The sequence below is a fragment of the Curvibacter lanceolatus ATCC 14669 genome (assembly GCF_000381265.1).
Lineage (GTDB): Bacteria > Pseudomonadota > Gammaproteobacteria > Burkholderiales > Burkholderiaceae_C > Curvibacter > Curvibacter lanceolatus.
In genome coordinates this window covers 15,671-38,139 of record NZ_KB906258.1, presented here as the reverse complement: position 1 = coordinate 38,139, position 22,469 = coordinate 15,671, and the positions used below count along the sequence as shown (strand labels likewise).

Here is a 22,469-nt window from a genome sequence, read left to right as displayed (position 1 = left end):
CTGAACCCTTCTGAACCCACCCAGGCCGCCGCATTCAGCCTGCGCTGGCCTGCGCCGAAGGCAGGCCCGCCATGCCCAGGTCATGCCAGGTGCGGCGCAGCTGGGTGTCCGAGCTGAAGCCCGCCATCGCCGCCGCCTGGGTCACGTTGTGGCCCGATTGCAGCGCGGCCTGGGCCACGGCCAGCCTGAGCTGGCGCAGGTAGGCCAGGGGCGCGATGCCCGCGTGCTCGGCAAACAGTCGGCCCAGGTGGCGGGCCGAGGTGTGGGCCACATCGGCCATGCGGGGCACGGTCCAATCCAATTGGGGTGACTGGCTGACGGCATCCTGCACCCGGTGCAGGGCCGGGTGCAGGTGGTTGCGGTGGTTCAGAAAGGGCGACAGCTCTGGGTCATGCGGGCCGCGGCGCAGCGCCACCACCAGGGTCTGGGCCACCAGGGCGGTCACGGCCGGGCCACATTCGCCGGCAATGCGGTGCAGCATCAGGTCGATGCCCGTGGTCACGCCGGCGCTGCTGCTCAGGGGCGGGTCGAGCACAAAGACCCGGTTCTGCACCACCTCGCAGAGGGGCTCGGCTTCGCGCAGTTCGTCCAGATGCTGGTGGTGGGTGGTGGCCCGGTGCCGGGCCAGCAGGCCGGCGTGGGCGGCAATCACGGCGCCCGCGCAGACGCACAGCAGCTCCAGCCGCTCTGGCGCCAGCCGCAGGCCGCGCAGCCAGTGCAGCACGGCGCGGCCCTCGGCATGGTCCAGGTCGAGTCGGCGCCCGGGTTGCCCCACCAGCACCACCCAGTCGACCACCCCGTCGCCATGGGTGGCCGTTGTGGTGGCTGTTGTGGTGGCCGTTGTCGCATCGGGATGGGCTGCGGGGTGCAGCTCGGGCAGGGGCTCGATCTGGCTGATGCAGGCCCCCACCGAGCTGCGTGTGCTGGGGCTGGGGCCCACGAAATGCAGCTCGAACACGGCCTCCTGCCCCTGGGCCAGCAGCACCTGGTTGGCGATGCGCAAGGCCTCGGCCGGGCCGGCCCAGTCGAGGATCAGGCTGTCGGGCAGCAGCACGAAATGCACGGCCACCCGGCGCGGCCGTCGCGGTTCCGGCGTCAATCCGCCTGTTGCAGCCATCGGTAATCCATCTGACGCGCGGTGCGTTCAGCCAAGGCCTGCCCGGCCAGCCGGGCCACCAGGTGCAGGCTCATGTCGATGCCCGCGCTGATGCCGGCTGAGGTGAGCAGCGTGCCGTGCTCCACCCAGCGCACGCCTTCGCGCACTTGCAGGCCCGGGTGTTGGCGTCGCAGATCGTCCAGGTCTTCCCAGTGGGTGGTCACCGGCTCGTCGCGCACCACGCCGGCGCTGGCCAGGATGAACACCCCCGTGCACACCGAGGCCGTGAGGCGGGCGTGGCGTGCCGCCTCGGCCACCCAGTCCTGGGTGGCCGGGCATTGGGCGGCCTGGTCGACCACGCCGCCCGGCACCACCAGCACATCGGGCCGCGGGCATTGGGCAAAGCTGCGCGAAGCCTGGATGACCAGACCGGCACGGGCCCGCACGGGCGTGCCGTGCCGGCTGATGCAGTGCACCTGCCAACGGGCTGCGGCCTGCAACTCATCGCCACTGGTGGTGCCGGCCATGCGGGCGGCCATGCGCGCCGCGGTGGTGAACACCTCGTAGGGGCCGGCCAGGTCCAGCACCTCGACCTCATCGAAGCCCAGGATGCCGATCTGCAGCGCTGGCGCCTCGCTCATGCGGCCTCCGTGGCGCGCTGCAAGGCCTCGTCCACGCTGCACAGGGTGCAGAAGCGGCCTTGCAACACCGTGCCGGTGCGCAGCTTGATGTCAGCCGCGCTCAGGGTGCTGCCGTCGGGTTGGGTCATGTCCCAGGTCAGGGTGGCCTCGGTCACGTAATCGACCGTCCAGCCCAGGTCGGAGGCGTGGCGGGTGGTGGTCTCGCAGCATTGTTCGGTGCGGATGCCGCTGATGATCAGCCGACCCACGCCATGGCGGGTCAGCCACACCTCCAGCCCGGTACCGACCAGGGCGCTGTGCCGGTGCTTGATGACGGTGGCGGCCGGCTCGAAGGCGGCCAGCCCTTCCAGCGGGCGCACCTGGCCCGAGACCTCGGCAAACGGGTTGCTGGCCACTTCAGGCCCGTCGCTGTGCAGCACGCGGATCACCGGCAGGCCCCGCGCCACGGCGCCTTCGATGAGCGCGTTCTGCGCCGCCAGGTAGGCCGGCAGCGTGTGCTCGGTGAAAAACGGGCGATGCCGGAAAGACTCTTGCACATCGATCACGATCAGGGCGGTGTTCATTTTCAGACTCCATCAAGGTGGTTTGGAGCCTTGATTCTTCCCAGTTTCATGCGGCTTGACCGCTCGGGTCAAGACCGGATTCGATCATTTTCGGACTTCGGTGTGAGGCGGCTGGCGGATTGTCTTCACTTTTTGGGGGCGCTGGCCCATTGCACCGTCAGGATGCTGCCGAACACCAGCACCAAGCCCAGCAGCGACCAGCCCGTCATGGCCTGCCCCAGCCAGACCCAGCCCAGCACCACGGCCGTGAGCGGGCTCAGCAGGCTCAGCGAGGACACCGCCACCGAGGGCAGGCGGGCAATGCCGCGAAACCACAGCGAATAGGCCAGCAAGGCCCCGACCAGCGACAGGTAGGCATAGCCCAGCCCGGCGGTCCAGCCCAGGGTGGGCAGGGGCGGGTCGATCACCCAGGCCAGCGGCGCCAGGATCAGGCCGCCCAGCAGCAATTGCCAGCCTGTGAAGGCCAGCACGGGCAGCTCGCTGCGCCAGCGCCGGGCCAGCAGCGTGCCTGCGGCCATGCAGGCGGTGCCGGCCAGCGCGGCGCCCAGGCCCACCGGGTTCCAGGCGGCACTGGGCGACAGCAGCAGGGCCGCCATGCCGAACACCCCCAGCCCGGCCGCCCCCAGGGCCAGTGGCACCGGGCGCTGGCGGTCCAGCAGCCAGGCCAGGCCCATCACCAGCAAGGGCTGGATGGCGCCCACCACGGCGGCCAAGCCGCCGGGCAGGTGGTAGGCCGCGATGAAGAGCAGGGCCTGGAAGAAGCCGATGTTCAGGGCCGACAGCAGCAACAGCCGGCCCCAGTCACCGGCCCGGGGCCATTGGCGGCAGTACAGCGTCAGCAGCAGGCCGGCGGGCAGGGCGCGCAGCAGGGCGGCCGTGAAGGGCCGGTCGGGCGGCAGCACCTCGGTCGTGACCAGGTAGGTCGTGCCCCAGATCATGGGGGCCAGTGCGGTCAGGAGGGCGTCGCGCCAGGAGGGTTGGGACATGGGGATGGGCCTATTTATCTCTAGTTCAAGATAAATAAGCGTAGCAGATAATCTTGAGATCGAGATAAAACCCTGTCAGGAGTGAGCATGCCCCCCATCGAAAACCGGCCGCCGGACGCGGTCGACGCCATCCTGGCCCAGTGGCATCGGGAGCGCCCTGATCTGGACGTGAGCCCGATGGGCCTGATCGGGCGGCTGAAGCGCTGCGAGGTCTTGCTGCGGCGCAGGCTGGACGAGAAGTTCGCCGAGTTCGGTCTGGCCGGCTGGGAGTTCGACATGCTGGCCACCTTGCGGCGTTCCGGCGCGCCTTACTGCCTGGCGCCCACGGCCTTGTTCTCCGCCATGATGGTCAGCTCGGGCACCATGACGCACCGCCTCAAGGGCCTGGAGTCTGCCGGCTGGGTGCAGCGCGTGGCCAACCCCGAGGATGCGCGCAGCACCCTGGTGCAGCTCAGCGAGGCCGGGCTGCAGCTGATCGACCGGGCCGTGGCGGCCCACGTCGACAACGAGCGCGCGCTGCTGGCCGCGCTGTCAGCCGCCGAGCAGCAGGTGCTGGACCAGGGCCTGGCCCGCCTGCTGGCCTCGCTGGAGCCGGCCCCATGAAAAAACCAGCCGCAAGGGCTGGTTGATTCGGGGCAGGGCCGTGCTGCGCTGCGGCAGACCGGCCCGGTGGGCGGTGGCTCAGGCCACCACGACGGCGGCGCCGTCACCGCGTTCGGCGATGGCGCCGATGGTGTAGACGGTTTCACCGGCGGCGCGCAGCGTGGCTGCGGTGGCTTCGGCTTCGGCCGCATCCACCACCACCACCATGCCGATGCCGTTGTTGAAGGTGCGGTTCATCTCGATGTCGTCGATGCCGGCCACCTTCTGCAGCCAGGCAAACAGCTCGGTCTGCGGCCAGCTGCCCTTTTGCAGGTGGGCGGCCGTGCCTTCGGGCAGCACGCGGGGGATGTTCTCGAGCAGGCCGCCACCCGTGATGTGGGCCAGCGCCTTGATGGGGTGCTGGGCCAGGGCTTGCAGCACCGGCTTCACGTACAGGTGGGTCGGGGCCATGATGGCTTGCTTGAAGGGCTGGCCGTCCAGGGTGGCGGGCAGGTCGGCACCGGCGCGTTCGATCACCTTGCGCACCAGGCTGAAGCCGTTGGAGTGCACACCGGCCGAGGTCAGGCCCAGCACCACGTCACCGGGCTTCACGTTCTGGCCGGTCAGGATCTTGGATTTTTCAACCGCGCCGACGGCAAAGCCGGCCAGGTCGTATTCGCCATCGGGGTACATGCCCGGCATCTCGGCGGTTTCGCCACCGATCAGGGCGCAGCCCGACAGCTCGCAACCACGGGCAATGCCGCCCACCACGGCGGCGGCCGTGTCCACGTGCAGCTTGCCGCAGGCAAAGTAGTCCAGGAAGAACAGCGGCTCGGCGCCTTGCACCAGCACGTCGTTCACGCTCATGGCCACCAGATCGATGCCCACGGTGTCGTGCATGTTCCATTCAAATGCCAGCTTGAGCTTGGTGCCCACGCCGTCGGTGCCGCTCACCAGCACGGGTTCCTGGTAGCGTTTGGGCACTTCGAACAGGGCTCCGAAGCCGCCGATGCCGGCCAGCACCCCTTCGCGCATGGTTTTCTTGGCCAGCGGTTTGATGCGCTCGACCAGGGCGTCGCCAGCGTCGATGTCAACGCCGGCGTCTTTGTAGGACAGGGGTGTGGAGGAGGTATTGGAGGAGCTCATTTGAAATGGACGGCACGGACAGGCGTGCACGGCGACTAGAATTTGAGGTGATTTTAAGGGGTGCCCCGACCGGGCAGCCTGCAACCCCCACCTTCATGCATTTTTCCACCACTCAAAAACGCGCCTTCACCTGGGTCGGCCTGGCCCTGGCGGCCTGGCTGCTGCTGTGGGCGCTCAAGCCCGTGCTGGCCCCCTTCGTGGTGGCGGCCGTGCTGGCCTACGCCCTCACGCCCATGGTCAACTGGCTCGACAACCTGGGCCGCGGACGCCTGCCCCGGGTGGTGGCGGTGGTGCTGGTCGAGGTGCTGTTCATCCTGCTGGCGCTGGGCCTGGTGATGCTGATCGTGCCCATCCTCACCAAAGAGCTGCCCCTGATGCGCGACCAGGTGCCCCAGTTGTTCGATCGGCTCAATGCCTTGCTCAAACCGCTGGCGGCACAGTTCGGTGTCACCTTGGCGGTGGATGTGGACACGCTCAAGGCCCTGGTCCTCAAGTACCTCAACACCAACACCGAAGACCTGCTGAGCCCGGTGCTGTCCTCGCTCAAGCTGGGCGGCAGCGTGGCCCTGGCCCTGGTGGGCAATGCGGTGCTGATCCCGGTGGCGCTGTTCTACCTGCTCGTGGACTGGGACACTTTTGTGCGCCGCCTGGTCGAACTGGTGCCCCCCCGCCTGCGCGAGGGCTACGACAGCTTCATGGACGATGCCGACGCCGTGCTGGGCCAGTACCTGCGCGGGCAGTTGCTGGTGATGCTGCTGCTGGCCATCTTCTACAGCGCCGGCCTGGCCGCGTTCGGGCTGGACCTGGCCTTGCCCATCGGCATCTTCACGGGGCTGGCGGTGTTTGTGCCTTACCTGGGCTTTGGCCTGGGCCTGGTGCTGGCCACCGTGTCGGGCCTGATGCAGTTCGTCGGACTCAAGGCGCTGATCATGGTGGCGGTGGTGTATGGGCTGGGGCAGTTCGTTGAAAGTTTCATTCTCACCCCCCGCCTGGTGGGCGAGCGCATCGGTCTGCACCCGCTGACCGTCATTTTTGCATTGCTGGCCTTCGGGCAGGTGCTGGGCTTTGTGGGCGTGTTGATCGCCTTGCCCGCCAGCGCCGTGCTGCTGGTGGCCGTGCGGCGCCTGCGCTCGGGCTACCTGGCCAGCCGGCTCTACACGGGTTGAAGAGGGGCTGGGAAACACGCGTCATGATGAAGCAACTGGCACTCGACATCGGCCTGGCCACAGGTCCCACCCTGGACCGGTTTTTTGCCGGCCCCAACGAAGCGGCCCTGCGCCACCTGCAGTTGTGGACCGGCGACGGCGCCCACGAGGCCCAGCGCTCGCCCGTGCCCACCTACCTGTGGGGCGACAGCGGCAGCGGCAAGACCCACCTGCTCAAGAGCGTGCAGACCGCGCTGCGCGAGCAGGGCGCCCGCGTGGGCTGGCTGGATGCCTCGATCCACGAACCCCCCGAATTCGACGAAACCTGGGCCGCCGTGCTGATGGACGAGGTGCACCTGTACACCGCGGTGCAGCAGCATGCGGCCTTCAACTGGTTCGTCAACGCCCACACGCACCAGCGCTGGGTGCTGGCCGCGGGCGAACTGCCGCCGGCCGACCTGAAACTGCGCGAAGACCTGCGCACCCGCCTGGGCTGGGGCCATGTGTTCCATCTGCACGTGCTCAGCGAGCCCGAGCGGCGCGCCGTGCTGCGCCAGGAGGCCGATGCCCGCGGCATCTTCCTCGGCGACGAGGTGATGGACTTCATGCTGAACCGCTTTTCGCGCGACCTGGGCAGCCTCATGCAACTGCTCGACCAGCTCGACGGTTACGCCCTGCGCACCCAGCGCGCCATCACCATTCCCCTCATCAAGGCCATGCTCGAATCCGAGTGAGGCCGCCACCCGCACCCAACGCATCCCGAATGCCAAGTCAGCCCCGCATGAAACTGGTTCTGTTCGACCTCGACCACACCCTGCTGCCCATCGACTCCGACTACGCCTGGGGCCAGTTCACCACCCGCATCGGCTGGACCGACCCGGTCGAGTTCGCCCGCCGCAATGACGAGTTCTTTGCCCACTACCAGGCCGGAACGCTGGACGTGCACGACTACGTGCGCTTTGCCATCGAGGCCGTGCGCGTCAAGGGGCCCCAGGCCGCGGCCGAGGCGCATGAGCGCTTCATGCAGGAGGTGATCCAGCCGGCCATCACGCCCCAGGCCCTGGCCTTGCTGCGCCAGCACCAGGCCGCGGGCGACACCGTGCTCATCATCACCGCCACCAACGAATTCGTCACCCGCCCGATCGCCCGTGCCCTGGGCGTGGACGAGCTGATCGCGGTGCAACTGGCCCGCGACGAGCAGGGCTGGTTCACCGGCGAAATCGACGGTGTTCCCTCCATGCGCGAAGGCAAGGTGCGGCGCATGGAACAATGGCTGGCTGCGCGCCAGCTCGACTGGACGCAGGTCGAGAGCACTTTCTACAGCGATTCCACCAATGATGTGCCGCTGCTGGAGCAAGTGAATCACCCTGTGGCCACCAACCCTGACGACCGCTTGCGCGCCCTGGCCCAAAGCCGCGGCTGGCGCATTCTGGACCTGTTCACCGAGACACCATGATCAAGAAGTTCATCGACAAATTGCTGGGCAAGGGCGCTGCGGCAGCCCCCAAGGCGGGCCGCCCCAAGTTCGGCAAACGCGAGGAGGTGCCCTTCAGCGTGCACGGCATCAACCCCGATCTGGTCGATCGGCGGGCCAACGACGTGGTGCACACCCTGAAGTCGGCCGGCTACGAGGCCTACATCGTGGGCGGTGCGGTGCGCGACCTGCTGCTGGGCCTGCGCCCCAAAGACTTTGACGTGGCCACCAACGCCACGCCCGAGCAGGTCAAGAGCCTGTTCCGCCGCGCCTTCATCATCGGCAAGCGCTTCCGCATCGTGCACGTGGTGCATGGCCGCGGCCGCGAGCATGAGGTGATCGAGGTCTCCACTTTCCGCGCCTACCTCGACAACGCCGCGGCCGAGCAGGTCAGTGGCAACGAACGCACCAGCAAGCAGGCCCTGGCCGGCATGACCCATGCGGTCGATGCCAGTGGCCGCGTGCTGCGCGACAACGTCTGGGGCCCCCTTGAGGAAGACGCCGTGCGCCGCGACTTCACCATCAACGCCATGTACTACGACCCCGAGGCGCAGGTGGTGGTCGACTACCACAAGGGCATCCAGGACGCCAAGAAGAAGGTGCTGCGCATGATCGGCGACCCGGCCACGCGCTACCGCGAAGACCCGGTGCGCATCATCCGCGCCGTGCGCTTCGCCGCCAAGCTCAGCCCGCTGGGCTTCGAGATCGAGCCCAAGACGGCGGGCCCCCTGCTGTCGTCGCAGACCCTGCTGGCCGATGTGCCGCAGAGCCGGCTGTTCGACGAGATGCTCAAGCTGCTGCAGACCGGCCATGCGCTGGCCACGATCGCCACCCTCAAGAAGCTGGGGCTGCAGCGTGGCATCTACCCGCTGCTGGACGTGGTGGTCGAGCGTGCCGATCAGCCCTTTGTGACCGCGGCCCTGCAAGACACCGATCGGCGCGTGGGCGAAGGCAAGCCGGTGGCCCCGAGCTTCCTGCTGGCCACCGTGCTGTGGCAAGACGTGCGTGACGGCTGGGAGCAGCGCCTGGCACAGCGCCAGCACCCCTTCCCGGCCCTGCAGGATGCCATCGACGAGGTCTTCAACGCCCGCATCGGCGATGTGTCGGGCCGCGGCAAGCTGGCCGCCGACATGCGCGAGATCTGGGTGATGCAGCCACGCTTCGACAAGCGCACCGGCAGCGCCCCCTATGGCCTGGTCGAGCAGGCCCGCTTCCGCGCCGGTTTTGACTTCATGCGCCTGCGCGCCGACATCGGTGAGGTCGACGAAGCCCTGGCCGAATGGTGGGAAGAGTTCAGCACCGGCGACGACGCCACCCGCGAAGACCTGCTGGAGCAGGTGCGCGAAGAGCAGCGCGCACGCCAGAAGGCCACGGCCCCCAAGGTGCGCCGCGTGCCGCGCCAGGCCGAGCCGCAAGGCGAGGGCGCACCCGCCCAGCCCGCCCCGGCCAGCCGCGAACCGTCCGAGCACCCTTCAGAGCGATCGTCAGAGCGATCGACAGAGGGTGAGGGTTCCGAGGGCGCCACGCCCGCGCCGCGCAAGCGCCGCCGCCGCAAGCCTGCGGGTGCGCGTGGGGGGCAAGGCGGCGGCCAGGGTGGCGGCCCCTCCGACAGCGGCGGCGACGCCCAGGGCTGAGGCCCATCCGCCCCCTGTTGAACGCCATGACCGACCTCCTTGCTGTGCCCGCGCTGGCCTGCATCGGCGTGGGTGGCAATCTGGGCGACGCCCAGGCTACCGTGCGCCAGGCCCTGGCCGATCTGGCCCGGCTGCCGCACAGCCAACTGCTCAAGGCCTCTTCGCTGTACCGCAGCGCTCCGGTGGATGCCGGAGGGCCTGATTTCATCAATGCCGTGGTCCTGCTGCAGACCCAATTGGCGCCCTTGGCCTTGTTGCACGCCCTGCAGGCGCTGGAGCAGGCGGCTGGGCGCGAGCGGCCCTACCGCCATGCGCCACGCACCCTTGATCTGGACCTGCTCAGCCACGGCGACGCCCGGCTGGACAGTGCCGAGCTGACCCTGCCGCACCCCCGCATGCGCCAGCGTGCCTTTGTGCTGCTGCCGCTGGCCGAGGTCTGGCCCGAGCAGGTGCAGGCGGCCGAGCTGGCCGCGGTGGCCGATCAGGCCATCACCCGGTTGTGAGTGCCTGCCGCTGAGCGGGGAATTCAGTCCACCTTGGCGCCAGACGCCTTCACCACCTTCTCGTACTTGGCCAGTTCGCCCTTCATGAAGGCACCGAACTGCTCGGGCGAGGTGGGCACCGGCTCGGCCATCAGGCCCGCAAAGCGGGTCTTGGTCTCGGGCGAGTTCAGGGCCGCCACAAAGGCCTGGTTCAGGCGTGTGATCACGTCCTTGGGCGTGTGCGCCGGGGCCACCAGGCCCCACCAGGTGTCGATGCTGAAGCCCTTGTAGGTCTCGGCCACGGCGGGCACCTCGGGCAGCAGCGGGCTGCGCTGGGCGGTCGTCACGGCCAGGGCCTTGAGCTTGCCCGAGCGGATGTTGGGCGCTGCCGTGGCCAGGTTGTCGAAGTTGAAGTCGACCTCGCCTGCCAGCAGGGCCAGCTGTGCCGGGTTGCCGCCGTTGTACGGAATGTGCAGCGCGTAGATGCCGGCCTGGGCCTTGAACATCTCGCCGGCCAGGTGGCCTGCGCTGCCACTGCCGCCGCTGCCGAAATTGAGCTTGGCCGGGTTGGCCCGCGCATAGGCCACCATGTCGGCCAGGGTGTTGATCTTGAGGCGCCGTGCGGTGTCGGCATTGATCACCAGCACATTGGGCACGCGCACGATCTGGGTGATGGGGCTGAAATCACGCAGCGCATCAAACGGCATGCGGCTGTACAGCCAGGGGTTGACGGCATGGGTGGCGGTGGCAGCGATGCCAATCGTCAGCCCGTCGGGGGCCGCCTTGGCCACCTGATCGGCACCGATGTTGCCACCCGCGCCCGGCTTGTTTTCGATGATCACCGGGCCCAGCGAGTCTTTCACCCGTTCGGCCAGCACGCGGGCCGTCACGTCGATGGGGCCTCCGGGGGCATACGGCACGATGATGCGGATCGGGCGCCCGGCAGCGCCGGTCTGGGCCAGGGCCGGCAGGTTGGAAAGCGCCGGCAGGGCGGCCAGCGGGCTGAGGAGGACGTTTCTGCGCTTCATGGCCTGATTGTCGTCGCGTCTGAAGGTGCAAACAAATGCTTACATCCCTTTGCAATTCAGGCGTCATGCCCTCGCACAGCCCGCGGCGTTGTCATCCACATGGAGGTTGTCTCCATGTCAATGAAGGAAGTCATCATGAAAGTCCAAGCTCTCGTCTCCGCCGTGATCGTTGCCCTGGCTGCCGGCGTGTCCGGCGCTGCATTTGCCCAGGCGCCCGCTGCGGCACCAGCCGTCGGCCCGGCGCCCGCCACGGCCACCGTGAAGACGCCTTCCACCGTCACCCCGGTGGCCGAGCCCGCTGCTGCCACCCCGGCCGCCCCGGCCGCCGACACCAAGGCCGAGCACAAGCACAAGCGCCACCACAAGCATCACAAGGATGCTGCAGCCGCCGCGGCTCCTGCCACCCCGGCTGCCCCCGCAGCCCCTGCAGCCCCCGCTGCGCCGGCCAAGTAAGTCGGCAACCAGTCCGCCCTGCCTGAGGGGGTTCGGGCGGATGCGAAAAAGCCACCCTGACGAGCGTCGGGGTGGCTTTTTTTGTTGGAGTCCCTGTGCAAGCTCATGGCGGGCGGCCAAGAAGCGAGAGCAGTTCAGGAGCGACCTTGTCGAGGACCTTCAGCGCGAACAGGATGTCATCCGCAGAGGGTTCTATCCCTTGGTATTGGTTGTTGCGGAGGTCGCGGATCGCGTCGACCTGATCGTGCACGGACTCCGTGATTCCGGCGTAGGCACAGGCTGCCTCCAGCGTCTGCATGTGGTGCCCGTCCGCGCTGCCGGCGCGCCAGCCCTGGCTCGACAGCACTGCCAGGCTCAGGTTGAGCAAGGCGTCGTAAGCCGCACCAATCCGCGTCGTTGGGGAATTGCTTTCGCGCTGAGCGTCTGCCACATTGCCTTTGCTGATGACAATCCAGCCGTCGATGCTTCTGCGATGGATGGGGGCCTTCTGAAAGACCTTGCTGCCCGCTTTTTGGAAGTCTTCAGGTTTTCTCAGCACGGAGACTCCCTACAAGAGGAATGATGGGGTTTCTCAGGATTTCGCCAATCAACTCAGGGTTGCCTGGGGCTTCCTTCCAGTCCTGGGGGCTGAACGTCAACACGTTCACTGCACGGCCCAGCAGGCGACCTGCAGGCTTGAAATGTGCCTGCATTTGCAGGCGTGAATTTGCTGTGATGAGCAACAGGTCGATATCGCTGTCTGTGCGTTCTTCACCTCTTGCGACCGAGCCAAAAATGGCAGCTGCTTGCACAGGCTGTTCAAGCTCGGCCAAGCGGGTACGCAGAACACGCACCATGTCGCTGTCTTGACGCAGCAATTGAGCCAGGGGGGTCAACTCACCCCCTGTCGCTGCCGCATATTTGACAGACCGTTCTTGACCTTGTTTTTCGAGCAGGCCCACTTCGGCCCATCGACGAAGCCAGCGGGACGTCGCTCCCGGGTCAATGCCTGCCGCCGCAGCCAACTCTCGGGCCCCATAGCCCCGACCTGGGTGTTCGAAAAGAACACGCAATGCCTTGTAGCGGGCGCTGCCCCCGAAAAGTTCGGCCATGAGTTGCTGGTTCATGATGTGGGCTTACGTGAGGGGCGTGCTGGGCGATGGGGATGGCTATGTTGCCTATTCTGCATCATGCGTTGCTCAATCGGCAACAAGCGATCGCAAGCCGGGCTGTTGTCGATTCAACAACCGGGTTGTGGAGCGGGCACGTGATCCAGCCCCATTGGGGCATGGGCTCAACCCGCTCAACCCGCTCGATCCGACTCAAGCGGCTGCGTGCTTGTCGGCTTCGCTGGTGAAGGCGTCGGCGTAGAACTCTTCGGCGGGCAGGCCGCGCTGGGCGCTGTAGGCCGTCCGGGCCGATTCGACCACGATGGGGGCGCCGCAGGCATACACCTGGTGGCCCGACAGGTCGGCAAAGTCGTCCAGCACCGCCTGGTGCACAAAGCCGGTGCGGCCGCTCCAGCCGTCTTCGGGCTGGGCGTCAGACACCACGGGCACGTAGCGCAGCTGGGGCATCTCGGCCGTGCGGGCCAGCACCCAGTCGTGCAGATACAGGTCTTGCGGGCGGCGGCCGCCCCAGTACAGGGTCACGGCGCGGGTGCTGCCCTTGAACTGCAGCTGCTCGATCAAGGCCTTGATCGGCGCAAAGCCGGTGCCCGAGGCCAGCAGCACGATGGGCTTGTCGCTGTCTTCGCGCAGGTAGAAGCTGCCGAAGGGGCCTTCCACGCGCAGGATGTCTTTTTCCTTCATGGCGCCGAACACGTGGTCGGTGAACTTGCCGCCGGGCATGTGGCGGATGTGCAGTTCGACGCCGGGCGCCTCGGCCTGGGTGTGCGGGGCGTTGGCCATCGAGTAGGCGCGGCGGGCGCCGTCACGCAGGATGAACTCGATGTACTGGCCTGCGTGGTAGCGGAAGGTCTCGGTGGCCGGCAGTTGCAGGCGCAGTTGCATCACATCGGCCGACTTCTTTTCGAGCGCCGCCACGCGCACCGGCATCTTCTTGATCGGGAAGGCGCTCTCGTCGGTCACCTGGCGCGACTCCAGCACCAGATCGGTCTGCGGCACGGCGCAGCAGGTCAGGATGAAGCCCTGGGCCGCTTCTTCGGCGCTCAAGGCCTTGCTCTGGTGTTCGCCATGCACCACTTCGCCTTCGAGCTTCTTGCATTTGCACGAGCCACAGGCGCCATCCTTGCAGCCATAGGGCAGGCCCACGCCCTGGCGGATCGCGGCGGCCAGCACGGCTTCTTCGGGGTTGGCGGTGAAGGCTCGCCCACTGGGCTGCACGGTGATGTTGAAGCTCATCTTTTCGGTATCCTCGGGGCGATCTTTAGAAACTGGAAAGCTCCGATTTTGCCTTCAAACCAAAGCCCTCTCGGCGCCTTGCCCGCGCGGTTCCGGCGCCAACGCCTGTTGATCGTGGGCTGCGGTGACGTGGGCCAACGCGTGGCACGCCAGTTGGTGGGACGCGTGCGCGTGCTGGCCCTGACCTCGTCGCCTGAGCGTGTGGCTGCGCTGCGTGCCCAGGGCATCACGCCCCTGCTGGGCGATCTGGACCAGGCCGCCACCCTTCGCCGCCTGGCCGGCCTGGCCCAGCGGGTGCTGCACCTGGCGCCGCCGCCGGCCCAGGCCGCGGGGGCTTGGTGGCTGGACCCGCGCTCGCTGGCCCTGGCGCGCAGCCTGCGCCGGCGCAGCCTGCCCAGTGCCCTGGTGTATGGCTCAACCAGCGGGGTGTATGGCGACTGCGCCGGGGCCGTGGTGGCCGAAACCCGCGGGCTGCAACCCACCACGCCACGGGCCCAGCGCCGGGTGGATGCCGAGCGCGTGATGCGCCACCTGGGCCGCAGCCTGCGCGTCAGCATTCTGCGCATCCCCGGCATCTATGCCCCTGACCGCGAAGGCGGTACGCCGCGCACCCGCCTGCTGCGTGGCACGCCCGTGCTGCGGCGCGAAGACGATGTCTACACCAGCCACATTCATGCCGACGATCTGGCCACCGCCTGCCAGCTGGCGCTGTGGCGCGGCCAGCCCCAGCGCATCTACAACGTGTGCGATGACACGCGCTTGTTGATGGGCGACTACTTTGACCTGGCGGCCGATCTGTACGGCCTGCCGCGGCCGCCCCGGGTGGCCCGCAACGAAGCCCGCGAGCAGTTGCCCCTCAGCCTGCTGAGCTTCATGAGCGAGTCGCGCCGGCTGCTCAACAGCCGGCTGAAGACCGAGTTGCGGCTGGCGCTGCAGTACCCCACTGTGCGTGAGGGCTTGGATGAGGGAGTGCCTGAGGCTGTGACGAGCTGAGCCCTGGTGCGGCGTTGCTCCGTTCGGGTGCTCAGTCTGGCTTGTGGGCCTGCACCTCGGCCTTGGAGACCTGGCGGCGCAGCCGGATGTTGAGCATTTCCACCGCCACCGAAAACGCCATCGCGAAGTAGATGTAGCCCTTGGGCACGTGGTGGTCAAAGCCCTCGGCAATCAGCACCACCCCCACCACCACCAGGAAGGACAGGGCCAGCATCTTGATCGTGGGGTGCTGCGACACAAAGCGCCCGATGGCGCTGGCAAACACCATCATCAGGCCCACCGAGGCCACCACGGCGGCAATCATCACCGTCACGTTGTCGACCATGCCGACGGCGGTGATGATCGAGTCGAGCGAGAACACCAGGTCGACCAGCATGATCTGCACGATCACCGAGCCGAAACTGCTGCGCCCGCCGGCGCTGTCTTGGTGCTCTTCGCCCTCCAGGGTCTGGTGGATCTCGCCGGTGCTTTTCCAGATCAGGAACAGGCCCCCCGCGATCAGGATCAGGTCGCGCCCCGAGATGTCCTGGCCCCAGGCGCTGAACACCGGGGCGTTGAGCCCAATGATCCACGACAGCACCAGCAGCAGGCCGATGCGCATGAACATGGCCATGAACAGGCCCAGGCGCCGGGCCCGGTCGCGCTGGGCTTCGGGCAGGCGGTCGACCAGCACCGAAATGAAGATCACGTTGTCGATGCCCAGCACCAGTTCCAGGGCCGTCAGGGTGGCAAAGGCCAGCCAGGCCTGGGGAGAGCTCAGGAGTTCCATCATGGTGTGTTGTCTCGTTGCGAAAAGCCGTTTGTAGCCGGTTTCTGCGCTTATGGGCAGGGTCAGATGTAAAAGGGTGGTGCAGGGGTGGGCGGCGGACAGCAGGCCGATGTCCATTGATGCGGGTCAAGCCTGAGTGTGGGGCGGAGGTCGAAAATGACACTTTGATGACCGATGGGGTGGCCTCCGTGGTGCTGCCCCAGACAGGTTCTGAGCACGGCCACGATGTTTTCCGGAGACCCTGACATGACAGAACGCCCATCGACCCCCCGAGCGGCTGGCGCGCCCACTGCCGGCGCCCAAGCCAACCCCAGCAACAACGCGGCGGCGGCCGCGGGCAAAGCCCGCTCTAAAGGCGCTGCACCCCCTGCACGATCTGCACGCAGTGAGCGCAGCACGCGCCGCGGCGACGTGGCGCCTTCGGTGGCACCGCGCGCCCTGGCCCGCCACGTGGCCCGCGAGGCCACCGATGCGGCGCAGCACAAGCAGCTGTCGGTGGTGAAGTCGCTGGTGGCGGGCGGGGCGGGTGATCCGGCTGAAGCGGCGGCGTCGATCGAGCAACGCACCGCCTCCCTGCGCGCCATGCTCGATGGCGTTTCCCAGGACGACCTGCAGATGCTGCTGCAGGAGCTGCGCCCCAACCAGGCCCTGACCGGCGAAAAAGACACCGGCAACCCCGACGAGGAACTGGCTCGCGACTGGCGCCAGGGCGGCTACCCCTACCGGCACCTGATGCGCCGCGCCAGCTACGAGCGCGAGAAGTTCAAGCTCCAGGTCGAGCTGCTCAAGCTGCAGGCCTGGGTCAAGGAGACCGGCCAGCGCGTGGTGATCCTGTTCGAGGGGCGCGATGCCGCCGGCAAGGGCGGCACCATCAAGCGCTTCATGGAGCACCTCAACCCCCGCGGCGCGCGCGTGGTGGCCCTTGAGAAACCCTCCGAGATCGAACGCGGCCAATGGTATTTCCAGCGCTATGTGCAGCACCTGCCCACGCGCGGCGAGATCGTGATGTTTGACCGCAGCTGGTACAACCGCGCCGGGGTCGAGCGGGTGATGGGCTTCTGCACCGATGCCGAATACACCGAGTTCATGCGCCAGGCGCCCGAGTTCGAACGCAACCTGGTGCGCAGCGGCGTGCACCTGATCAAGTTCTGGTTCTCGGTCAGCCAGAGCGAGCAGCGCCGCCGCTTCAAGGAGCGCGAAGCCCACCCGCTCAAGCAATGGAAGCTCAGCCCCATCGACAAGGCCTCGCTCGACAAATGGGACGACTACACCCGGGCCAAAGAGGGCATGTTCTTCGAGACCGACACCGCCGATGCCCCCTGGACGGTGATCAAGAGCGACTGCAAGAAGCGCGCGCGCCTGAATGCCATGCGCTATGTGTTGCACATGCTGCCGTACGGCAACAAAGACAGCGAGCACCTCGGCAAGCTCGACCCCCTGATCGTGGGCCGTGCCCATGTGGTCTATGAGCGCGGCGAGCGCCCGGGCGGCGCGCTGCTGTAGGCACCGTTGAGGGGCATCCTTGGCCCAGCATGTCGCCGAGGTGTCCTCGGCGGTCTCTGGCGTCGATAGCATGGCCGACGGGTCCCCGGGCCCGTCGGCTGGGCACCGGGCGCCTGCGCACCGGCCGGCTGGCAGGCCAACGGGGTCTTGTTCGATACAACCACCGTACCGGAGACAAGCCATGCCTTTCCAGCCCTCTGTCATCCAGCGCATCGCCATTGGCGACATGCTGCGCCGTGCCGCCGCCCGAGCGCCGGGCAAGACCGCCCTCATCGAAGGCGAGCGCCGCCTGAGCTACCGCGAGCTCGACCAGCGCTGCAACCAACTGGCCAACCACCTGCTGGCCCAGGGCCTGAAAAAAGGCGATGCGGTGGCCACGCTGTGCCTCAACAGCATCGAGCAGGTGGTGATGGCCTTCGGCATTGCCAAGGCCGGCCTGGTCTGGGTGCCCATGAACGTGATGCTGGCGGGCGAGCAGATCCAGTACATCCTGGGCCAGGTCGAGGCCCGGCTGGTGATCGCCGACGACGAGCTGCTGGCGCCCGTGCGCGCCGCCATCGAGGCCGTGTGCCCTGCCGTGCTGGTCAACCGGGTCAGCAGCCCGCCCGGGGTGGCCGGCCCCTGGCTGCAAGAGGTCTTGCAGGCCGCCCCCACCGATGAGCCCGAGGTGCAGATCGAAGACCGCGACCTGGCCCAGATCATGTTCACCAGCGGCACCACGGCCCACCCCAAGGGCGTGGCGATCAGCCACCTGGCGGTGTTTGTGGCCTCGCTCAGCGGGGCGATCGAAGGCGGCATCCAGCATGACGACGTGACCGGTGTGGTGATGCCGATCTTCCACTGTGCCGAGCACTCGCTGGTGGCGGCCTTTGTGCACCTGGGGGCCACGATGGTCATCGTGCGCCGCTTCGAGCCCGTGGCCTTCATGCGCACGGTGCAGCAGCACCGCCTGAGCTGGATCTTTCTGCTGCCCATGATGTACCGGGCCCTGCTGGACCACCCCGAGCGCGCCGGGTTCGACCTCAGCTCTTTGCGCCTGTGCCTGTATGCCATGCAGCCCATGGAGCCGGCCTTGCTGCGCCGCCTGACCGAAGAGATCTGCCCGCGCTTTGCCCTGGCCAGCGGCCAGACCGAAACCTACCCCGGCACCACCTATTTCAAGCCCGAGTACCAGCTGAGCAAGCCCGGGCCCTACTGGGGCACGCCCGCGTTGATCAACGACATGGCCATCATGGACGACGAGGGGCAACTGCTGCCCCAGGGGCAGGTGGGCGAGCTGGTGGTGCGCGGCCCCAATGTCATGAACGGCTACTACAAGAACCCCGAGGCCACGGCCGAGGCCTGCCGCCACGGCTGGCACCACACGGGCGACCTGTGCTTCTACGACCCCGATGGCCTGCTGGTGTTTGTGGACCGCAAGAAAGACATGATCAAGACCGGGGGCGAGAACGTGGCGTCCATCACGGTCGAGACCGCCTTGCTGGGCCACCCTGCGGTGGGCAACGCCGTGGTGGTGGGCCTGCCGCATGAACACTGGACCGAGGCCGTGACCGCCTTCGTGGTGCTCAAGCCCGGCCAGGCCGCCGATGCCGAGGCCGTGCTGGCCCATTGTCGGCAGCGCCTGGCGCGCCACGAGGTGCCCAAGGCGGTGGTGTTTCTGCCGGCGCTGCCCACCACGGCCACCGGCAAGATCCAGAAGAACGTGCTGCGCCAGCAATACCAGCAGCACTTTCAGGCCTGAGGGCGCGCTGGGCTTGGGTTCTGCTGGGGTGAGCTGTGGCTCAGAGCACCTTCTGGGCGCGCAGCTCGGCGATGCGGGCGGCATCCAGCCCCAGCTCGCGCAGCACCTCGTCGGTGTGCTGGCCCAGGGCCGGCGGGGCGTTGCGCAGCACCGGCGGGTTGTCGGCCAGGCGCAGCGGGCTGGCCACGCCGCGAATCTGCGCAATGCCGTCGCCCGCCTCGCGCGGCAGCGTCACGGCCAGGCCGCGGGCCTGCACCTGGGCATCGTCAAAGGCGCGCCCGATGTCGTTGATCGGGCCGCAGGGCACGGCCTTGTCTTCGAGCAGGGTGATCCAGTCGGCCGTGTTGCGGCTGCGGGTCAGCTCCGCCATCAGCGGGATCAGCGTGTCGCGGTGCTTCACCCGCAGGGTGTTGGTGACAAAGCGCTCGTCCAGGGCCCATTCGGGCCGCCCGGCAGCGGCGCAGAAGCGGGCAAACTGGCCGTCGTTGCCGATGGCCAGCAGCACGGCGCCGTCGGCCGTCGGGAAGTCTTGGTAAGGGGCCAGGCTGGGGTGGCTGTTGCCCTGGCGCCCGGGCACCTTGCCGGTGTTGAGAAAGCCCGCCGCCTGGTTGGCCAGGATGGCCATGCCCACGTCCAGCAGGGACATGTCGATGTGCTGGCCCTTGCCCGTCTGGTGCCGCACGTTGAGCGCGGCCAGGATGGCGGTGGAGGCATAGACGCCGGTGAACAGATCGGTCAGCGCCACACCCACCCGCAGCGGGCCGCCGCCGGGCTGGTCGTCGGCCCGGCCGGTGATGCTCATCATGCCGCTCATGGCCTGGATCATCAGGTCATAGCCGGCCCGCTCGGCATAAGGCCCGTCCTGGCCGAAACCTGTCACCGAGCAGTAGATCAGCCGCGGGTTCAGCGCCAGCAGGCTGGCGTGGTCCAGCCCGTACTGCTGCAAGCCACCCACCTTGAAGTTCTCCACCACGATGTCGGCGCGCAACGCCATCTCGCGGATCAGGGCCTGCCCCTCGGCACTGGCCATGTCGATCGTCACCGATCGCTTGTTGCGGTTGCAGGCCGTGAAATAGCTGGCCTGGCTCGTGTCCTGCCCCGCCGCATCCTTCAGGAAGGGAGGCCCCCAGTGCCGGGTGTCATCCCCCGCCCCAGGCCGCTCCACCTTCACCACATCCGCCCCCAGATCCGCCAGGATCTGCGTGCACCAGGGCCCCGCCAGCACACGGGACAAATCAAGAACTTTGAGACCCGCAAGGGCCCCAGGCTGGGGTGTGGGCAGTTGAGTCATGTGGCAGATTTTTGGCAATAACAGACTGAATCTCCGAGTGCTGCTCAGGCAGGCATCGTTGTCGGGCGATACAGAGTGCGAGGATTCAACCGGAGGTTTGAAGAACAGGCGCTCGACATGTCGCACGGCCTGGTCTTCTCCAGGCGAGCGAAGCGAAGCCCGTTCCAGGATACCGCGGAGCTGGCTTTGCCAGGCCGCAGGTATCGCCCCCTGGGGGGGAGGGGGCTACACGCAGTGAGCCCCAACAGGGGGGTCTCAGTTCCCGAAAGCCGCGATCCCAGTTTGCGCCCGGCCCAGGATCAGGGCGTGCACGTCATGGGTGCCTTCGTAGGTGTTCACCACCTCCAGGTTCACCAGGTGGCGGGCCACACCGAACTCGTCGCTGATGCCGTTGCCACCCATCATGTCGCGCGCCAGGCGGGCGATGTCGAGGGCCTTGCCGCAGGAGTTGCGCTTGATGATCGAGGTGGTTTCCACCGCGGCCGTGCCTTCGTCCTTCATGCGGCCCAGGCGCAGGCAGCCTTGCAGGCCCAGTGCGATCTCGGTCTGCATGTCGGCCAGCTTCTTCTGGATCAGCTGGTTGGCAGCCAAGGGGCGGCCGAACTGCTTGCGGTCCAGGGTGTATTGGCGTGCGGTGTGCCAGCAGAACTCGGCAGCACCCAGGGCGCCCCAGGCGATGCCGTAGCGGGCGCTGTTCAGGCAGGTGAAGGGGCCCTTCAGGCCTTGCACCTCGGGGAAGGCGTTTTCTTCAGGCACGAACACGTCGTCCATCACGATTTCGCCGGTGATCGAGGCGCGCAGGCCCACCTTGCCGTGGATGGCCGGGGCGCTCAGGCCCTTCATGCCCTTTTCGAGCACAAAGCCGCGGATCGGACCCACAGCGCCGCCTTCGGACACTTCCTTGGCCCACACCACGAACACGTCGGCGATGGGGCTGTTGGAGATCCACATCTTGCTGCCCTTGAGCTTGTAGCCGCCGGCCGTCTTGTAGGCGCGGGTGGCCATGCTGCCGGGGTCGGAGCCGTGGTCGGGTTCGGTCAGGCCAAAGCAGCCGATCCATTCGCCGGTGGCCAGCTTGGGCAGGTACTTCTGGCGCTGGCCTTCGGTGCCGAATTCATAGATGGGCACCATCACCAGCGAGCTCTGCACGCTGGCCATCGAGCGGTAGCCCGAATCGACGCGTTCGATTTCGCGGGCGATCAGGCCGTAGGCCACGTAGTTCAGGCCGGGGCCGCCGTACTGCTCGGGGATGGTGGGGCCCAGCAGGCCCAGCTCGCCCATTTCGCGGAAGATGGCCGGATCGGTCTTTTCGTGGCGGAAGGCTTCCAGCACGCGCGGTGCCAGCTTGTCCTGGCAGTAGGCGGCGGCAGCGTCGCGGATCATGCGCTCGTCGTCGGTCAGCTGTTGGTCGAGAAGAAAGGGGTCAGCCCATTGGAAGGCGGCACGGCTCATGAGGGGTCTCCGGTCAGTGGCAGAAAAGCGATTGCTTGATGCTGTGCATCGTAGCGGGCGGCATGGCTTGGCGCAAACGAGTATTTGACATCCAGATATTCATCAAATGCATTTCTTGTTTCAAAAAAACCCTGAAAATGCCTTCAATCCGCTTCACAAGTTCCATAACAGCATGAGACGCAAAATCCCCTCCACCCAGGCCCTGGCCTGCTTCGAGGCCGCGGCCCGGCACGAGAGCTACACCCGCGCCGCGCAGGAGCTGGCCCTCACGCAAAGCGCCGTCTCACGTCAGGTGACGGCCCTGGAAGATTTTCTCGGCGTGGCCCTGTTTCGCCGCACCCGGCACGGCGTGGCGCTGACGCCCAGCGGCGCCAACTACTGGCGCCAGGTGTCGCGCCGCCTGCAAGGCCTGGAGCGTGACACGCTGGACGTGATGGCCCACCAGGGCCTGGGCGGGGGGGCTGGTGCTGGCGGCCGTGCCCACCTTTGCCACCCGCTGGCTGATCCCGCGGCTGCCGGATCTGGCCCAGCGCCACCCCGACCTGGTGGTGCACATCGAGACCCGCACCCGCCCGTTTCTGTTTGCCGACACCGAGTTCGACGCCGCCCTGTACGCCGGCACGCCCGAGCAGGTGGCCAACTGGCCCGGGGTGCGGGCCGTGCACCTGCTGAGCGAGGATGTGGTGCCGGTCTGCAGCCCCAGTTGGCTGCGCAGCCGGGGCCTGAGCCCGGGCGGGCTCACACCGCAGGCCCTGGCCGGCCTGCCCCTGCTGCAGCAAAGCACCCGGCCCTATGGCTGGCGGCAATGGTTCGATGCCCAGGGCACCGAGGCCCCGCGGGCCATGGAGGGGCCGCGCTACGAGCTGTTCTCGATGCTGGCGGTGGCCGCCTCGCATGGCCTGGGGGTGGCGTTGATGCCGCCGCTGCTGATCGAGTCCGAGCTGGCGCGCGGTGAGCTGGTGCTGGCCTGCACCGCCTCGCTGCAGGGTGAGCGGGGCTACTACCTGGTCACGCCCGCGCAGGACGACCCGCCGGTGCTGACGGCTTTTCGCGACTGGTTGATGGGGCAGGTGGCCCAGGCGGGTGGGGCGAACCCGCTGCAGCTGGCGCAGGGCGCGGCAGCGTGAAAACTGCGTTTTTTTAGCATT

Annotated in this window: 23 protein-coding genes and 1 pseudogene; 11 read left to right on the top strand and 13 right to left on the bottom strand. The window is 67.7% G+C overall.

What is annotated here, in order from left to right:
• Positions 1-34: 34 nt before the first annotated feature.
• From F624_RS0112400 to F624_RS0112385, 4 genes are all read right to left on the bottom strand, one after another.
• Positions 35-1,117, bottom strand: a complete 1,083-nt coding sequence (locus tag F624_RS0112400) for a GlxA family transcriptional regulator (protein WP_051107392.1) — start codon at positions 1,115-1,117, stop codon at positions 35-37.
• Positions 1,096-1,737 carry a DJ-1/PfpI family protein gene (locus F624_RS0112395; protein WP_019574626.1) on the bottom strand — a complete coding sequence of 214 codons (642 nt, stop codon included), beginning with the start codon at positions 1,735-1,737 and terminating at the stop codon, positions 1,096-1,098. Before F624_RS0112395 ends, F624_RS0112400 begins: the two co-directional genes overlap by 22 nt.
• Positions 1,734-2,300 (bottom strand): isochorismatase family protein, encoded by a 567-nt coding sequence (locus F624_RS0112390; RefSeq protein ID WP_019574625.1) that lies wholly within the window; start codon positions 2,298-2,300, stop codon positions 1,734-1,736. Before F624_RS0112390 ends, F624_RS0112395 begins: the two co-directional genes overlap by 4 nt.
• Before the next feature lie 125 nt (positions 2,301-2,425).
• Complete coding sequence (locus tag F624_RS0112385) at positions 2,426-3,286, bottom strand: EamA family transporter (protein ID WP_019574624.1); 861 nt, start codon at positions 3,284-3,286, stop codon at positions 2,426-2,428.
• A gap of 87 nt (positions 3,287-3,373) precedes the next feature.
• Here F624_RS0112385 and F624_RS0112380 point away from each other — a divergent pair, with 87 nt between their 5' ends.
• Positions 3,374-3,889, top strand: a complete 516-nt coding sequence (locus tag F624_RS0112380) for a MarR family winged helix-turn-helix transcriptional regulator (protein WP_019574623.1) — start codon at positions 3,374-3,376, stop codon at positions 3,887-3,889.
• A 78-nt stretch (positions 3,890-3,967) separates the two neighbouring features.
• Here F624_RS0112380 and purM read toward each other — a convergent pair whose 3' ends face one another.
• Positions 3,968-5,014: a phosphoribosylformylglycinamidine cyclo-ligase gene (gene purM / locus F624_RS0112375; protein WP_019574622.1), complete on the bottom strand. Its 1,047-nt coding sequence runs from the start codon at positions 5,012-5,014 to the stop codon at positions 3,968-3,970.
• Positions 5,015-5,109: 95 nt separating this feature from the next.
• Between purM and F624_RS0112370 the strand changes: the two genes are divergently transcribed.
• From F624_RS0112370 to folK, 5 genes are read left to right on the top strand one after another with little or no spacing between them, the layout of a single operon-like run.
• On the top strand, positions 5,110-6,180 hold the full coding sequence (locus F624_RS0112370; RefSeq protein WP_019574621.1) for an AI-2E family transporter: 1,071 nt from the start codon (positions 5,110-5,112) through the stop codon (positions 6,178-6,180).
• A 26-nt stretch (positions 6,181-6,206) separates the two neighbouring features.
• Positions 6,207-6,893 carry a DnaA regulatory inactivator Hda gene (hda, locus tag F624_RS0112365; protein ID WP_027476970.1) on the top strand — a complete coding sequence of 229 codons (687 nt, stop codon included), beginning with the start codon at positions 6,207-6,209 and terminating at the stop codon, positions 6,891-6,893.
• A gap of 47 nt (positions 6,894-6,940) precedes the next feature.
• Positions 6,941-7,615, top strand: coding sequence for a histidinol-phosphatase (locus F624_RS0112360; protein WP_019574619.1), 675 nt, complete (start codon positions 6,941-6,943; stop codon positions 7,613-7,615).
• The gene (gene pcnB, locus F624_RS0112355; protein WP_019574618.1) at positions 7,612-9,267 is read left to right on the top strand and encodes a polynucleotide adenylyltransferase PcnB; all 1,656 of its coding nucleotides are present in this window, start codon (positions 7,612-7,614) and stop codon (positions 9,265-9,267) included. The genes F624_RS0112360 and pcnB overlap by 4 nt, the downstream gene beginning before the upstream one ends.
• 26 nt (positions 9,268-9,293) lie before the next feature.
• Entirely contained in the window at positions 9,294-9,770 is a 477-nt protein-coding gene (folK, locus tag F624_RS0112350) for a 2-amino-4-hydroxy-6-hydroxymethyldihydropteridine diphosphokinase (RefSeq protein WP_019574617.1), read from the top strand.
• Positions 9,771-9,793: 23 nt separating this feature from the next.
• Here folK and F624_RS0112345 read toward each other — a convergent pair whose 3' ends face one another.
• Positions 9,794-10,777: a Bug family tripartite tricarboxylate transporter substrate binding protein gene (locus F624_RS0112345; protein ID WP_019574616.1), complete on the bottom strand. Its 984-nt coding sequence runs from the start codon at positions 10,775-10,777 to the stop codon at positions 9,794-9,796.
• Between the two features lie 135 nt (positions 10,778-10,912).
• On the opposite strand from F624_RS0112345, the gene F624_RS35525 reads away from it, so the two are divergent.
• Positions 10,913-11,230 (top strand): hypothetical protein, encoded by a 318-nt coding sequence (locus tag F624_RS35525; RefSeq protein ID WP_031254853.1) that lies wholly within the window; start codon positions 10,913-10,915, stop codon positions 11,228-11,230.
• Between the two features lie 103 nt (positions 11,231-11,333).
• Here F624_RS35525 and F624_RS0112335 read toward each other — a convergent pair whose 3' ends face one another.
• The 3 genes from F624_RS0112335 to F624_RS0112325 all read right to left on the bottom strand — a co-directional run bounded on the left by F624_RS0112335 (position 11,334) and on the right by F624_RS0112325 (position 13,572).
• Positions 11,334-11,768 carry a hypothetical protein gene (locus F624_RS0112335; protein WP_019574614.1) on the bottom strand — a complete coding sequence of 145 codons (435 nt, stop codon included), beginning with the start codon at positions 11,766-11,768 and terminating at the stop codon, positions 11,334-11,336.
• A complete protein-coding gene (locus F624_RS33420; protein WP_084679502.1) occupies positions 11,752-12,336 on the bottom strand; it encodes a nucleotidyltransferase domain-containing protein in 585 nt (194 codons plus the stop codon). Before F624_RS33420 ends, F624_RS0112335 begins: the two co-directional genes overlap by 17 nt.
• A gap of 195 nt (positions 12,337-12,531) precedes the next feature.
• Positions 12,532-13,572 (bottom strand): CDP-6-deoxy-delta-3,4-glucoseen reductase, encoded by a 1,041-nt coding sequence (locus tag F624_RS0112325; protein WP_019574613.1) that lies wholly within the window; start codon positions 13,570-13,572, stop codon positions 12,532-12,534.
• 48 nt (positions 13,573-13,620) lie between these two features.
• Here F624_RS0112325 and F624_RS0112320 point away from each other — a divergent pair, with 48 nt between their 5' ends.
• Positions 13,621-14,565: an SDR family oxidoreductase gene (locus tag F624_RS0112320; protein ID WP_031254849.1), complete on the top strand. Its 945-nt coding sequence runs from the start codon at positions 13,621-13,623 to the stop codon at positions 14,563-14,565.
• Positions 14,566-14,596: 31 nt separating this feature from the next.
• Here F624_RS0112320 and F624_RS0112315 read toward each other — a convergent pair whose 3' ends face one another.
• Complete coding sequence (locus F624_RS0112315; RefSeq protein ID WP_019574611.1) at positions 14,597-15,337, bottom strand: TerC family protein; 741 nt, start codon at positions 15,335-15,337, stop codon at positions 14,597-14,599.
• A 243-nt stretch (positions 15,338-15,580) separates the two neighbouring features.
• Between F624_RS0112315 and ppk2 the strand changes: the two genes are divergently transcribed.
• A complete protein-coding gene (gene ppk2, locus F624_RS0112305; RefSeq protein ID WP_019574610.1) occupies positions 15,581-16,837 on the top strand; it encodes a polyphosphate kinase 2 in 1,257 nt (418 codons plus the stop codon).
• A gap of 181 nt (positions 16,838-17,018) precedes the next feature.
• Positions 17,019-18,578, top strand: coding sequence for an AMP-binding protein (locus F624_RS0112300; protein WP_019574609.1), 1,560 nt, complete (start codon positions 17,019-17,021; stop codon positions 18,576-18,578).
• A 40-nt stretch (positions 18,579-18,618) separates the two neighbouring features.
• Here F624_RS0112300 and F624_RS0112295 read toward each other — a convergent pair whose 3' ends face one another.
• From F624_RS0112295 to F624_RS35360, 3 genes are all read right to left on the bottom strand, one after another.
• Positions 18,619-19,869: a CaiB/BaiF CoA transferase family protein gene (locus F624_RS0112295; protein WP_031254847.1), complete on the bottom strand. Its 1,251-nt coding sequence runs from the start codon at positions 19,867-19,869 to the stop codon at positions 18,619-18,621.
• Between the two features lie 255 nt (positions 19,870-20,124).
• Entirely contained in the window at positions 20,125-21,321 is a 1,197-nt protein-coding gene (locus tag F624_RS0112290) for an acyl-CoA dehydrogenase (RefSeq protein WP_019574607.1), read from the bottom strand.
• A 13-nt stretch (positions 21,322-21,334) separates the two neighbouring features.
• On the bottom strand, positions 21,335-21,595 hold the full coding sequence (locus tag F624_RS35360) for a hypothetical protein (protein ID WP_169426589.1): 261 nt from the start codon (positions 21,593-21,595) through the stop codon (positions 21,335-21,337).
• On the opposite strand from F624_RS35360, the pseudogene F624_RS32495 reads away from it, so the two are divergent.
• A pseudogene (locus F624_RS32495) lies at positions 21,494-22,448 on the top strand (LysR substrate-binding domain-containing protein). The gene F624_RS35360 and the pseudogene F624_RS32495 overlap by 102 nt on opposite strands.
• The last annotated feature ends 21 nt before the right edge of the window (positions 22,449-22,469 follow it).